This window comes from Algoriphagus faecimaris (assembly GCF_900101705.1).
Lineage (GTDB): Bacteria > Bacteroidota > Bacteroidia > Cytophagales > Cyclobacteriaceae > Algoriphagus > Algoriphagus faecimaris.
This window is the reverse complement of sequence record NZ_FNAC01000004.1, coordinates 1-14,824: the sequence shown is the minus strand read 5'-3', so window position 1 is coordinate 14,824 and position 14,824 is coordinate 1. Positions and strand designations below refer to the sequence as shown.

The window sequence follows — 14,824 nt, the reverse complement described above, 5'->3', positions numbered from 1 at the left end:
AATGTCAAAATCTGGATATTGGCTTAGTAGTGGATTTTACTCCATGCTCCACAGGGGCATTGATTTCTTTGTGGGCTTTTTGGGCTTCATGATCTTGGTTAGAATTTTTTCTAAGGAAGATTTCGGTGTGTGGGTTTTATTTATCACCATTGCCTCCATAGTAGAAATGGCAAGAAATGGCTTCATCCAAAATGGCATGATAAAGTTTGTGGTTGGTAAAGAAAATGAAGAACTGGCAAAAATCCAGATGTCTGCAATTTGGCTAAACACTATTCTTACAGTGCTCATTATTATTTGTCTTTTAACTTCAGCCTCATGGATGGAGTCAACTTTCCAATCCCCTGGCCTAAAATCTCTAATCAACATCCACTGTCTTTTTCTCCCCCTGCTAATCCCACACTCTCATAATCTAATATTGATGCAGGGTACTTTCAATTTTAGATCTTACTTTTTTGCAGGAATTAGTAGAAGTGTCCCTTTTTTCTTGATTGTAGTTTACTTCTACCTCTCAAAGAACTCTCTTACACTTATCCAATTGGCTTGGTATTTCAACCTAGCTTTTGTTTTTGCTTACCTGAGTTCCCAGTACCAAGTGAGACATCAGTTTAGACTAGTATGGGGCTGGCATCAAGAGTGGATTTCAAAGATTTTTCACTTTGGAAAATTTGTATTTGGAACAAATCTTATCTCCATGCTCACAAGTAGTATGGACAAATTTTTATTGGGGGCTTTACTTTCTCCTATACAAGTGGCACTAGCCAATTCGGCAGGCAGAATAATTAATCTCTTGGATATACCTATCAACTCTATATCCTCGATTTCTTTTCCAAAAGCAAGTGAAGCCTCCGATCAAAAAAATTATGTAGAAGTGGCGAGAATTTATGAATTTACTGTCGCCTCTATGTTTAGTTTTAGTCTGATATTCATCTTATTTGCTGTGTTTTTTGCTAAATATATTATTCTAATAATTGCAGGCGAAGATTATCTTGAAGCAGTTCCTTATCTTCAACTGATCTCATTGGTGGCAGTTGTGAAGCCGCTTGATCGTCAGGCAGGAGTCTTTTTGGACGCTATCGGCAAACCGTCCTACAATATGATCTTGGTTTTTGGGACTTTGATTTATGGATTGGGATTATCTTGGTTTTTTATAGATAAGCTAGGGCTCATTGGGGCTGCAATAGGAGTCATTTCAGCTATTGGCCTGACAGCATTGATCAAAATGGTTGTTTTGAATAGATTTTTAGATATCTCCTATAAGAATATTCTAATCCAAACCATAAGAAATTATCCTAAAGCCTACAAATTGGCAATAGCTAGGTTATCCAAGAAGAAAAGTCAATAAAGCTTTAGGGGCAAATGTGAATTGTAAATTGAAGAAAAATTAACCGATTAAAATTTAAAACACCCCTTCCAATTTCACCATAGGCTGTGGATAAGTCTTATCCAATTGGATTCCCTTCTCGTTCAATTTTGATGTGGAAAACTCCCACGGGTACTGAATACCAAACCCTTTTATTTTCGAAATTTCAGGAACCCAAAGCCGCACATAGTCACCATTTTTGTCATAATTTTTCGCCTGACGAAGAATATTGAAATACCGATTTTCCCGAGGATCATTTCCCACGCCACCGACATACATCCAGTTGCCCCAATTGGAGCAGACATCGTAATCGATCAGCTGACTTTCAAAATAACTCGCTCCCCAAGTCCAGTCAATTCCCAAGTCATTGACCAAAAAACTGGCTACATTTTGCCTTCCTCGGTTGGACATAAATCCAGTCAGTTTTAATTCACGCATGTTGGCGTCCACAAAAGGGACTCCTGTCTGCCCCTCACACCAGCGCTGAAAATCAGCACTATCCCTTCTCCAGGAGTCCTTTGTATTTTTGATCCCTCCGATGTGGAAAACTTGATCCCCATGCTTTTTGCAGATGAACCGGAAATAGTCCCGCCAAATCAACTCAAAGACCAACCAATAAGTGCTTTGATTCTTTTTTCGCTCTTTTTCGTATCGTTTTACCTCCTCATATATGACCCGAGGAGAAATACAGCCCAAGGCTAGCCATGGTGAAAATTTGGAACTGTAATCTGCCCCAATCAATCCATTCCGTGTCTCTTTGTAGGATTTCAAATGATCCCCATCCCAAAAATAGGACTGGATTCGCCCAAGCCCGGCGCGCTCTCCACCATCAAACTCCATCACCTTTTCGCGCACGAACCCAGGCTCCTCCAATCCATAGGTTTCCATTTCCGGAACTTCACCACTAATCGGGATCAAGTTTCGGGGAAAATTCAATTTCTTAGGGTGTGGATAACTCGCCCTCACCTCAGAAAGTTTTTCCACATTTTTCCGAAATTGGGTAAAAATCTCGGGCGTTTGATTGATCGGAAAAGGCAAATCATCAATATGATATAAAGTGCTCTGCCAAAAACTCTCTGTTGCGATTCCTTTGGACCAGGATACTTTTTCCAAGGATCGATCTACCCTCCGCTCCTCAGCAGTAACCTCTCTGGAAAAAAAGATAGCATCTGCTTTGAGCCGCTCAGCTAATGTCACAAGTTCTTCCTCCGGCTTTCCTCGAAGCAAAAGAAGGTCTGCTTCCTTTTCCCTCAACTGAGTCCTAAGATCCTCAATCGATTCAAAAAGAAATTTGGCGCGGAAGGCTCCTATTTTCGGAAAGCCTAATTCTGTCTTTTCAAAATGCCTCGGGTCAAAGCAATATACAGGAATGATTTCGGACCCCATTTCGGAGGCTTTGAATAGCGTCTCATTATCCAAAAGACGCAAATCATTTCGAAACCATACAATTATTCTCCTGTACTTCATGCTTGCAAAACAGCCTGTTGATGCATAGTGTTTGGTGGAATTTAAAAATTCATTTTCCTGGAAATTCATTAATTTGACTTCAAATCCAACTTGTCATGAAAAAGCCCCCATTCTTTTTGCTTATCCTGCTAATCATCCCCACTTGGAGTATGGGGCAAACCTTACAAGAAAAATTGGGCTACCCTCCAGACGCCAAGCTTTTGATTATCCACGGTGATGATGTGGGGGTGTCTCATTCTCAAAACCGAGCGACATTTGAGGCGATGAAAAAGGGTTTGGTAACTTCTACAAGTATGATGGTACCCACCGCATGGTCTTCTGAAGTAGCGCAAATGGCAAAGGAAATTGAAAACCCTGATATCGGCATCCACATCACGCTGACCAACGAATGGCTGCATTACAATTGGGGACCAGAAGCTGGCAGAAAAGCAGTGCCCGGGTTGGCTAACTCGGTCGGACACATGTATCCATCTTGTGCCGAAGTCAGCGAATATGCCAGCCCCGAAGAAGTAGAAATGGAGGTTCGAGCACAAATTCAATCTGCTAAAGCCATGGGAATTGACATTACGCACTTGGATTCTCACATGGGTTGTATGTTTTTTGGTAGGCCAGAATATTTTCGAGTCTATGTCAAGCTCGCTTTGGAAAATAATATTCCGGCCATGATCAACCGGGAATTGTATCAAGGGCTAATTCGGCCTAATCCCGACCTATTTACGGGAATGAATGTGGATAAACTCCCAATCATTGATCAGATCATCATGGCAGATGAAGAAGCTTATGAAAAGGGAATGGAGAAATTTTATACAGAAGCCTTGGAAAACCTTCCTTCCGGTGTCCATGTACTATTGATCCATTTGGCCTTTGATGACGTGGAAATGAATGCCGTGACAGCAGGACATGATTCCTTTCATGCACCATGGAGACAGCAGGATTATGATTTCTTTACCAGCGAAAAAGCCAAAAGATTAATTGAAGAAAATAATATCAAACTGATTACTTGGCGGGAAATAGGAAAGGTTTTGTGAGAAAATCAATCTAAGCCCTAGAACTTGAAAATCACTTCCATTAACTTCTATCAAAATTTGAAAACCGATGATTAAGAAGCCATACCTTTTTATACTACTGATGGGAATGCTTTATTCTTGCCAGCAAAATTCCGATTCCTACTCGACTATTTTCGAGGAAATTCAAGATATGCAAGGGCTCATCGGAAAAGAAACCTACTTGTCTTCCCCTTTTGTGGCCGCCGGAGACCGATTGTATTTGGTCGGACATCAGGATGGCAGTTTTCCCGATTTGGGCTGGCATGTAGAAGGTGAAATGGGAGGGATTTGGTTGCATCCAATTAAATTGATGGATGGCTTTTCGGCTGAATTATCCTTTGATGGACAGGCTCAATGCCTCGAAAATGCCCAAACTTTCACCAACTATCCCATCAGCAATGTGATCAACTATGAAGAGATAGCCAAAGGACTGAATGTGGAGCGCCTTCATTTTGTGCCGGATGGGCGAGAAGGTATGGTGGTTTTGTACCGCTTTGAAAATAATGGAGCGTTTGAGTCTAATTTTGACTTCGCTTGGAATGCTCAAGTAGATTTAAGGCCTGTCTGGCTGGGAGAAGAAAATGGAATGAACGATGAGGAAGATCAAATTTCCTTCAATGAATTGACAGGAACTTTTACTGCCAAGGATGAAGGAAATGATTGGTACACCACTTGGGGAACCGAGGCCGGCATTCCTATTAGTCCTCGGGAATCCGTTTGTGCCTTTGAGTCCAAAGGAAAAGGAGCATCTGCTACCTTTGCAGTAAATATTGCGATTCCAGCGAATTCCGAATTGGTGGTGCCCATTTTTATTGCAGGATCAACTGAAAGTGAACTCAAAGCCATGGAAACCATAGCTGATTTGCGAGAAAATTTTGTCAGTGACTGGTACGAAAAAAAATCAAGATATAGGGACATTTTCGAAAAATCCCAAATCGACATTCCAGACAAGCAACTCCAAAAAGCCTACGAATGGACCAAATACAATACCGATTGGTTGGTGCGGGAAGTGCCCGGGATGGGTCGTGGTTTTGGAGCCGGATTGCCTGATTATCCCTGGTTTTTTGGAGTGGATAGCGAGTACACGATTCAAGGTTTGATCGCCACCGGCAGAAAAGACTTGGTGTATAGTACGATGGAATTGATCCACAATCTTTCCGAAAAAACCAACGGCAACGGCCGCATCATCCACGAGGCCTCCACCAATGGAGTCGTATTCAACCCCGGGAATATTAATGAAACTCCTCAGTGGGTTTCGACAATTTGGGAAGTCTATCGCTGGACAGGGGATCGGGAGTTTTTGGAAAAGTATTTTCCGGCTGTGGAAAAAGGGCTGAAATGGCTATTGGAAGAAAACGACGAAGACGGAAATTTGCTGGCCGACGGCTATGGCATGATGGAAATCCATGGACTGGAATCCGAGATGATCGATGTGGCAGCTTACAGCTACAAAGCCTTTGCAGATGCAGCAAAAATGGCTGAAATTCTGGGAAAAACAGACCTTTCAGAAAGTTATCAACAGACAGCCGAAGCCCTTGCAGACAAGATCAACAGCGAATTTTGGGTGGAAGAGTTTGGAAGTTATGCTGATTTTATCGGCACAACTGAAGAGGCACTTCACTTGATCGATGGGGCGATTATTCGAGCCGATACCTTGGATAAACCCTGGGCGGTGGCTGAATTGAAAGCGACCAAAGAAAAGTTATCCACATTGCCCAAAGACCAAAAACAGGGCTTTGTACTCTACCATAACTGGGTGGTCAACACTCCGATGGAGGTAGGGATATCCGATGTGGATAAAGCTAAAATTGCCTTGATGACCGCCCGGAAGTATACTAACCCATTTGGCACTTTTGTGACGGGAATCGATCGGGATGAGAGCGCCGAATCGGAAGAGGGTTCATTTTCTGGAAGTAAGGTCTTTTCCTACACCGGTGCGGTCATGACTTTGCCAACAGGAGTTTCCGCCATTGGAGAAAACAACTATGGAAATCCCGATGCAGCCTTGGATTATTTGCAGCGGATGACTCGAAGTTTCGGCTTTGCGCTGCCGGGATCGATATATGAGGTTTCTCCTGATTACGGGATGTTTACTCAAGCTTGGAATCTATACAGCTATGCCGTGCCGATCGTGACCCAATTTTTTGGTATTCAACCTGATGCTGGAAATAAAGTTATCCACATCCGCCCTCAGATGCCCAGCAATTGGGAAAATGCCTCGATCCAAAACGTACAAATCGGGGAAAATGAAATTTCCTTAAACTATCAAAAATCTGGAAATCAATTGATCCTCGAAGTCGAGCAAAGCCAGAAGAAGTGGGGGCTTTCGATCGAAATTCCAGAGAGCTATTCACAGGTCAAAATTTTGGGCAAAGAAGTGAGTTCAGATACTCAAAACGGCTACCGAAGAATCTTGATGACGGGAGCGAAAGTGCGTGTTGAAGGAAAACAATGAACAATGGGCAAACTTAATTTGCAGTGTTGAAGGATAAAAAATTATCAAATTTCTTCTTTTGCTTAATACCAAAAGTAGATGTTTATATCATTACTTTAATTCTATTTCGGAATTCAATTCAGCTTTAAGCCAAAAGGAACAACTTTACCAATTTAAATCAACGGATTGTTTAACTTAATCTCTTTTATCCAATCAAAATCTTTTGTATTGGCAGTTATAAGTTCCAACTTGTAATCGATTGCTGTAGCAGCGATTAAGGCATCTCCCAAAGTCATCTTTCTTTTTTGACGAAGTTTTATAGCAGACTCAACAATTGAGTTTGAAATTTGAATAATGGGCAAAGCATCGAAAAGCTTTATAAATCCATTTAATTCGTTCTGAGATAGTTTGGAATATCCTAGCACTTCGATTTTACTTATTACAGAACAAAAAATTGATTTTCCTTTCAAAATTTCTCTCACCTGTTGGAAGCTTGGAGACAGGGAATAAATAATAATATTGCTGTCCAGTAAAATCATCTAAAACGGAAGCGCTCTTTCTTCTCTAATTTCCTGTTGCCAAGAAACTGGATCTTTAATCGACTTTATTGGGTGATTTTTGGAAAGTTGATCCAGAAGATCACCAATGTTTTTTGACTCAATTTGTTGAGCAGTCTCGAGTTTGATAGATGCAGATTCACCTTTCAACAAATCGAGAATTTTTTCAACCAGTTCCTGTTTATTTGTCTCTATGGTGATTTTTAAATCCATATGAAAACCCTTTTTATAAAGTTAGATTAATTTACTTAAAAACCGAAATTTCCTAAAACTGGTTTATTTGATGGTTATTATTGTCCTTGACTTGGGATGAAAGTGACAAGTATTTTTCAAAAAATTCTAAGCTTTTTAGATACTGCCCTTTAATTCAAAACCCAAATCCCGAAATTTCCGTGAATACTAAAAATTCTTTTCTTATGCGCATTGCTTTGGCTTTTCTTCTTTCTTTTGGTATTTCATTTTCTTCTTTCTCACAAACCCAGCTTAAAGGCAAACTCGAGGCTGAGTTTTCAGGGAATCAATTTTTACGTATTCAACACGGAGAAGAGGTTTTTGATATTTTTGGAGAAAGGTATGATTTTGTAAACATCGATTCACTCCCCGGACCAAAAACCCTTACCATGTATTACATTTCCACCAAAGGAAAAATCCATTCAAGTAAAATATTTTGGCTGGAAAAAGGGGAATACACGCTCACTGGAAAAGTAAATGATCCCGATACATGGACGCTAAGTCCCGAGCATCCCTTCACCGCTCTCCAATCAGAAATCACGACAGCTGAAAGTGAAATTAAGAAGGAACTGATTGCTAAAAATCTGGATAAACTGGTAGGGATTCGAATGTTGAATTCCTTTAAGCAAATTTTTAGCGATGAAGAATTAATGAATTTGCTTTCTGAAATCCCCAATGAGTTTGAAGAATCTTGGGAAATCGACGAGGTCAAGACTTATCTCAGTTTGAATACCATGGCTCGTGCCCAAATCGGTGAATTGGCACCCGAATTTACCTTGGAAAGCAAAGCGGGTTCGGATTTTTCACTAAGTGATCAAAAAGGAAAATACGTGCTGTTGGATTTTTCTTTTACAGGATGTGCAGGTTGCGTAAAGGCTTTACCAGAACTCATCGAACTGCAGCGTGAATTAGCTGACCAAGTGGAGTTTGTCACCATCTGGAATGACCGAACCCGGAGAACTTGGTTGGAAATCCAAAAAGATCACAAATCCCAGATGAATTGGACCAGTCTCTGGGATAGAAACAGCCTAGCGACCAAACTCTTTGAGATCGAAATTTTCCCCTCTTTTGTCCTGATTAATCCCGAGGGAGAGGTGCAGAGCATCTGGAATGGCTACAGCAAGGGAAAATTGAGGAGAAAATTGGGGAGGGAGATTTAGGTGATTTTCAATCAACAAATTGAATAATGAACTTGGTCATTGAAAATTGAAAAAGCCAGCCCCTATTGGAACTGGCTTTTTGAATTCAAGAAGCTTATTTCTATTTTTTGATCAGTCGCCCGGTCATGAAGAAGTCACCCATTTGAACTTGAATCGTATACAGTCCCGGTGCAATTCCCATCAAGTCCAAAGTCTGCACAAATGTCTCTTCCCGCATAAACTGATCGGAAATCACCAAGCGTCCCGTTGCATCGAAGACCCTCAAACTTACTTGTGCTGGCTGATCCAACTCCACCAAAATCTGAGTCTGATTCTCTGCCGGATTCGGGAAGATCAAGAATTCACCGAATTTCAACTCCTCGGTGAGGGTAATCTCTCTCGAGATGGTCTGACCGGCCCGGTCGGTGCTGGAAACTTGGAATTTAAGAATAGCTGGCACAGGTCCACCTTTCCAAATCAGTTGATTTTCTCTCAACTCCAACTGATCATGCGCTTCCAACTCATACAGATGGATATCATCCGCCGGATCAATAGTTTTGAGATCGGCTACTTTCGTTCCTGCTTTCAATTCCATTGCAAACTTGGAATTGATGGCCAAAATATCCTTTGCCAAAGGCTTTTCTTTTACCAACACTTGGATCTGCGCGGCCTCATCCAGTTCAAACCAGTCATTTTCAGACAACTTAGCATTCAGGATATACAGGCCTGGGGTTAGCGGTTCATAGCCAGCTTCATCCAAAATCAGTGGAATCTGTCTTCCGTCAAACCAGTCCCCACTTTGCTGATCCAATTCTTTTTGAACGGTTTCAATTGGCGTATTCCAGTCGACGGTGATAAGGTCGGAGAGGATGCGTTTTGAACTCTTCTTTATTTTGGGAGCCGAGCGCGAGATTTTAACTGTAGCTTTAGCAGTATTTCCACTGGCATCAGCAATGTTGATCGAAACATCATATTTCCCTGAATTCGTGGTTAGGGTTCCTGCAGGGATAGACTGTTCGTAGAAAACAATTTCACAATTATCTACCGCAAAGCTGGAGAAATCAGGAATAACATATTCTTCTCCCTCTGCCAATGTCAGACTAATACTTTTCGGCAAATCAATGAAACTTGGGCTTATTCGGTCTCTTACTGTGACATTTGCAGTTGCCGAACTTGCATTTCCTCCAAGATCAATTGCCGTTACTTCCACTTCCACCACTCCAATATCATTACAGGTAAATTCGGACTGGCTTAGAACCCAATTGACAATGCTGCAGTTATCCTTACTTCCCTGATCAAAACTAGAAGCAGAAAGAGTAGCGCTACCACTTTCATCTAAATCGATTGTGATATCTTTTAATGAGAGCTCCGGTGGAGTTTGATCTAGCACGCTTACCAAAGCAACTCCAGATGCAGCATTCCCATTTTCATCGATTACCGTCAATGTTACTTCTATTGGTTGACCTACATCGTTGCAGGAGAAATTAGTCCTACTCAAACTCAAGCTAAGATTTTCCGGTAGGGTCAAATTATCTGTGGATCCATTATCTACTTCAGCAGGAGATAAAGTTCCCTGGCCATTCGATCCTAAAATCACATTCACATTTTGCGTTCTTACCACAGGTGGAGTAAGATCCTCTTCTGGATTCAATGGGCCTGTGATGGTGATCAGTTGAATTTGCGAAGTGCTGTTTCCATTTCCATCATCAAAATTCCAAGTAACTGTATATTCTCCCACTTCAGTAAAAGTGATTGGATCAACTGTAGTTCCAAGAAGATTTCCAGCGCAATTATCGGTTGCCGAAGGTGCTTCAACAGTGGCAGATAGTTCGGCAGTAATAATTGGAAGCTCAGCTACATCTGGAACGGGAGGTGTGGAGTCTTCAATGATTATGGTTTGGGATTGACTGGATGTGTTTCCATTCTCACTATCATAGGTCCATGTGATAGTAAATGTACCCTGTTCAAAATAGCTCGTTGGGTCGGTTGTAATTCCTAAAATTTCATCCCCAGAGCAACCATCCAAAGCAATAGGTGCCTGAATCTCCTCGATTGAGCATGATGCAGTAAGTATCGGCAGTTCATCCACTACCGGAACAGGAGGCCCACCTTGAACAATAGTAATCCTTACCGTGTAATCGATTCTTGCTCCAAGCGGGTCTCTGGCATACCAATTGACCAAGTAAACCCCATTTCCTTGATCATCCGTGGGTTCGAAAACTGGCTGCCCATCAAGTTGAACAAATATGGGGAAGCAAAGAGATCCAGGCTGAGGAACCTGCGCAAAGAAGGATTGCTGGATTTCTTCCTCTGTTGGACAAGTCAGAGTCTGATCCAAAGCTCCCTCTTCAGTAATCCAGAATGGTCCTTCATCAGCCTGGAATATAACCCGTTGAGTTTGAGAGCTGGTATTTCCGTTCCCATCATCATAGGTCCAAGTGACGGTATAATCCCCCGTTTCAGTGAATGTCAAGGCTCGATCTGCTTGTCCCTGGATGGTTCCCTTACAGGCATCCGTGGCTGTAGGACTTCCGATTTCAATGAAACATGTAGCCTCAATCGTCGGTAATTCTTCTACATCTGGAACTGGAGCAGTAATGTCTTCAAGAATAATCGATTGGTCTTGGGAAATACTATTTCCATCACTGTCGGTGTAGGTCCAAGTGATGGTCGTTAATCCTTGGGTAGTAATAGGGAATATAGATAAATCAGTCTCTCCTTGAATGATTCCGTCTTCTACATCATTGGCCGTTGGAATAATCAAATCTTCAAAAACCACCTGACAATCCCCAATCACATCTGTAAGGCTTTCTTGTGAAAGAATAGGCTTATTTACCTCAATAATCTGACTTTCCCCAAGTACTCGGGCGATTCTTCCCCTACCGATATTTCCATAGCTGGTAAATGAACCAGCAATCAAAATATTCTCGTCCTCTTGGACCTGAATCGTATTTACCCCTGTTGAACTTGTTCCTATTTCATTAGCAAATTCTGGATCTAATAATCCTTCTGATGTCAGCTTGGCAAAATAATTCACTCTTGTTCCGTTATAGTTGAAAAAGTCCCCTCCGATATAAATAGTCCCATCTTCTTGCCCTTGAATTGCTCTTACGGCTCCTTCCGCTCCTAGTTGAGGATCAAATGAAGTGTCTAGTGACCCGTTCGGGTTGAGTCTTGCAATTCGATTTCTCGAAATCCCATTATAGGAAACAAAGAATCCTCCAATTAATATTTTGCCATCCGGCTGTAAATCCAAGGATAAAACAGTTGTACTTGCACCCAATCCAACCTCAAAAGATGTATCCAAACTTCCGTCCGAATTTAATCTCGCAAGGTAATTTCTAGGAGCCCCATCAACCGAAGTAAAAAAACCACTGATTAAAATTTTTCCATCAGGCTGAACCAAAAAGCTGACGATTCCAGAATTAGGACCCTCGCCTGTATCAAATGTAGGATCAAAAGTACCATCACTATTTAGTCTTACGATATATTTCACCGGAACACCACCGTATTGAGTAAAAAGCCCTGCTATAAGAACTTTTCCGTTTGGTAGTTCAACAACTTGATTAACTGTATTGTTAGGACCAATTCCAGGGTCGAAGTTATTGTCTAAGGTACCGTCCGGATTAAATCGGGCAATTCGATTTCTGGGCACTCCATTCACATTTAAAAATAGTCCACCGATATAGGTTTTTTGATTCAAGCCCTCATCAAGACTAAAAACCAAATTATCTGGCCCGGGCCCAGAATTGAAATTTAAATCTAATTCTCCGGTGGGAGTTAGTCTGGCTAACCGATTAATGGTATTTCCTTTGTAAGAGGTGAAATCCCCACCAATAAGAATATTTCCATTTGAAAGTAACTTCATCGCCCTTATTTGATTGTTAGCACCAGACTCTGGATTAAATTGCGATTTTAAGGTTCCCTCTGAATCGATCAGAGCAAGGCCTCTGGAAGTTGGTCCATTGTAAGAATTAAAGCCTCCGGCTAAGAATATGTCTCCATTTTGAAGAAAGCTAAATGTACGAGCGGGTCCATTCGTTCCTGTACCTGAGTCAAAGGACTCATCGAGGGAGCCATCACTATTCAAGCGAGCCAACCCAATTTTGGAAACTCCATTGATAACCGAAAATGAACCAGAAACCAGTATTTTGGAATCGGGCTGTGCCTGAATATTCCATACTTGAAAGTTTGCACCACTTGAATTATAAGTATTATCAAAACTTCCATCCGAATTTATTCTAGCCAGGCGATTTGCTGTTTGCCCATTATAACTTGTAAAGTCTCCTCCAAAGACGATTTTGCCATCTGCCTGTAGAATAGCAGTTCGAACCAAAGAATTGGCTCCCGATCCAGGATTAAAAGAACCATCCAACCTTCCCTCAGGAGTAATTCGTGCTACTCGGTTTCGCGAGACTCCGTCTACTTGGAAAAATGCGCCAAAAACAAGAATATGGCCATCAGGTTGGCGGATTATTTTTTGAATTGATCCATTAAAAGTCAGAAACTGATTAAAAAAGAAATTAATAGAACCTACTGATGTAAGCGCAACAAAATTACTTCTTGGTTCTCCGTTGTATGATTGGAAACTTCCCCCGACAAAAATACTTCCTCCTTGCACGGAAATTGTATTAACTGAGCCAAGAACCCCTGAGCCCGGATTAAAAGATTCATCCAAACTTCCATCGGAATTGAGTCTGGCGATCCGATTACGAGAAACTCCATTGTAGGAGGTAAAATCACCTCCAATCAAAATCTTACCATCATCCTGGAGTTCCATAGCAAAAATAGGAAGATTTGCCCCAGAACCGGGGTCAAAGGAATAATCAACCCTGCCTTCCGGAGTTAGTCGGGCAATAAAATTTCTAGCTGTTCCATTGACAACTCTAAACTCCCCGGCAATAAGAATATTGCCATCGGGCTGGATTGCAGAGGCTCTTACCGTACCATTCGTTCCTTCTCCAAACCCCACTCCATCCGCATTAAAACTCAAATCCAATTCCCCAGCATTTTGAGCTTGGAGAATACTACAGCTTATCAAAAAGCCGAATAGAACTAGTAAAAATCTTTTCATAAGACCTGCTTTTAAAGTGAATTATTCTTTTTACATGCAAGTACCCTTACTTCAAAAGCAAAAAAGTGCCTGCAAGATGAAGATGCAGACACTTTTGAAGATCTAGAATCGAGAATTAGAATTCGGCGGGTTTGGGGGAGAAGGTGGTAGAGTAGTAGATAAGATCCTTTAGTTTACTCTTTCTGTATTAAATAAAAATCTATACTCAATTGGCTTTGAAAGTGCAGAATTACTTGTATTATAGGTGAAATCATATACTGTTGCAATGTTATTCGAAAACCTGACAAAAACATCATTTAAGTCATCGATACTTGTAGGAAAAGAATAATCTCCATTTACTGAAATGTTCTGTAAAGCTATTCTATTTACACTGCCTTGATTTCCTTCGAAGCCAATTGTAAACGTCGAAATATCTCGTTCTTTCATCTTATTTATAATATTTTCAGGGGATTGATTTAAAGGATTAAATTGAAAGTTATTAAGCCCATCTGTGAAGACCAAAATACCCTTACCTTTAGCTTTTGAATCGCCCAGTTTATCAATTGCCAATTCTATAGCTTCATATAATGAAGTCTCTGGTCTCCTCTCCAAAATATAATTACCAATGTCTGGAGATGAATATATTTGTTCAGTTGAAATGAATGAGTTTAAATCAAATGAATTAGAAGTAAAGCCAGAACCTAAAGCCCCTCTAGAAAATTTAATTACGGCGATTCGCAAAGAACTATTGCTTTGAAGGATAGATCTTATTACTTGATTTGCAGAACTTTTAATTTTTTCCAAATTCTCGTTTAAAGAACTGCTAACATCTAATACCAATATAATATCTAAGCTTTTGGAATTGGAAGGAGAAAGCTTATTCTCATCATCAACAACCCAGCACCCATTTTCTTTTTTTTCTGTTGAAAAATTTAAAATTTTAAAGACTTGACGATCCTTCTTTAAAATTACTGCAGGATAAAAAATGTTAAACCGCCCCATTTCTACGCCTATTTGTGGTATTGATTCAATAATCACTTCCTGTGAGGATTTATCCCTTAAAATATTTAATTCAGGTATTCCAGAACCATCATAAAAGTAGTTTGCATAAAGTACCATATTATGTTGAATTGACTCAAGACAGGGGTTATCCTCATCACAATCTTTAAACCAGCAGCAAGATCCTGTTAAGATTGTGAGCATACCCCAAAAATTGGGGCAGTAAATTAAGTTAAAAATTAACCTTTAAATTTACTGTGATGACCACACGAAGAAAATTTACCTCGAAGTTCAAGACCAAGGTGGTTTTGGAACTGTTGAAAGAGCGCTCCTCACTTGCCGAGCTTGCTCAGAAGTATGAACTGGCACCCCAGCAGCTCAGCAACTGGAAACGTGAGTTTCTCAACGGCGCCGAAGAGGTCTTTGAAAAAGGCGGCAGAAACAAGAAAGATCCGGCCGATGAAGAGAAAGACCAATTGCTCAAAACCATTGGCAAGCTTAAAGTTGAGGTTGATTTTTTAAAAGACGCCTTGCGCTA

10 protein-coding genes are annotated in these 14,824 nt (G+C 40.9%); 5 read left to right on the top strand and 5 right to left on the bottom strand.

All coding sequences use genetic code 11. The features are described 5' to 3' along the window. Window position 1 precedes the first annotated feature (1 nt). Complete coding sequence (locus BLQ57_RS02960; RefSeq protein ID WP_087937963.1) at window positions 2-1,342, top strand: oligosaccharide flippase family protein; 1,341 nt, start codon at window positions 2-4, stop codon at window positions 1,340-1,342. Between the two features lie 54 nt (window positions 1,343-1,396). On the opposite strand, the gene BLQ57_RS02955 is transcribed toward BLQ57_RS02960, so the two are convergent. Next, window positions 1,397-2,827 (bottom strand): DASH family cryptochrome, encoded by a 1,431-nt coding sequence (locus BLQ57_RS02955; RefSeq protein ID WP_087937978.1) that lies wholly within the window; start codon window positions 2,825-2,827, stop codon window positions 1,397-1,399. Window positions 2,828-2,922: 95 nt separating this feature from the next. On the opposite strand from BLQ57_RS02955, the gene BLQ57_RS02950 reads away from it, so the two are divergent. Together BLQ57_RS02950 and BLQ57_RS02945 are read left to right on the top strand one after the other, a co-directional pair. After that, window positions 2,923-3,855, top strand: coding sequence for a polysaccharide deacetylase family protein (locus tag BLQ57_RS02950; RefSeq protein WP_087937964.1), 933 nt, complete (start codon window positions 2,923-2,925; stop codon window positions 3,853-3,855). Between the two features lie 67 nt (window positions 3,856-3,922). Further along, a complete protein-coding gene (locus tag BLQ57_RS02945; protein ID WP_087937965.1) occupies window positions 3,923-6,328 on the top strand; it encodes an alpha-L-rhamnosidase-related protein in 2,406 nt (801 codons plus the stop codon). A 152-nt stretch (window positions 6,329-6,480) separates the two neighbouring features. On the opposite strand, the gene BLQ57_RS02940 is transcribed toward BLQ57_RS02945, so the two are convergent. Together BLQ57_RS02940 and BLQ57_RS02935 are read right to left on the bottom strand one after the other, a co-directional pair. Continuing rightward, a complete protein-coding gene (locus BLQ57_RS02940) occupies window positions 6,481-6,846 on the bottom strand; it encodes a type II toxin-antitoxin system VapC family toxin (RefSeq protein ID WP_087937966.1) in 366 nt (121 codons plus the stop codon). Next, the gene (locus tag BLQ57_RS02935; RefSeq protein WP_087937967.1) at window positions 6,847-7,077 is read right to left on the bottom strand and encodes a hypothetical protein; all 231 of its coding nucleotides are present in this window, start codon (window positions 7,075-7,077) and stop codon (window positions 6,847-6,849) included. It lies immediately after the preceding gene. 203 nt (window positions 7,078-7,280) lie between these two features. Between BLQ57_RS02935 and BLQ57_RS02930 the strand changes: the two genes are divergently transcribed. Next, complete coding sequence (locus tag BLQ57_RS02930) at window positions 7,281-8,255, top strand: TlpA family protein disulfide reductase (protein WP_139162648.1); 975 nt, start codon at window positions 7,281-7,283, stop codon at window positions 8,253-8,255. 100 nt (window positions 8,256-8,355) lie between these two features. On the opposite strand, the gene BLQ57_RS02925 is transcribed toward BLQ57_RS02930, so the two are convergent. Then, window positions 8,356-13,308: a T9SS type A sorting domain-containing protein gene (locus BLQ57_RS02925; RefSeq protein WP_087937969.1), complete on the bottom strand. Its 4,953-nt coding sequence runs from the start codon at window positions 13,306-13,308 to the stop codon at window positions 8,356-8,358. 168 nt (window positions 13,309-13,476) lie between these two features. Beyond that, window positions 13,477-14,490 (bottom strand): vWA domain-containing protein, encoded by a 1,014-nt coding sequence (locus BLQ57_RS02920; protein WP_087937970.1) that lies wholly within the window; start codon window positions 14,488-14,490, stop codon window positions 13,477-13,479. Window positions 14,491-14,546: 56 nt separating this feature from the next. On the opposite strand from BLQ57_RS02920, the gene BLQ57_RS02915 reads away from it, so the two are divergent. Further along, the coding region (locus BLQ57_RS02915; RefSeq protein WP_092824204.1) for a transposase at window positions 14,547-14,824 on the top strand (278 nt) is incomplete at its 3' end.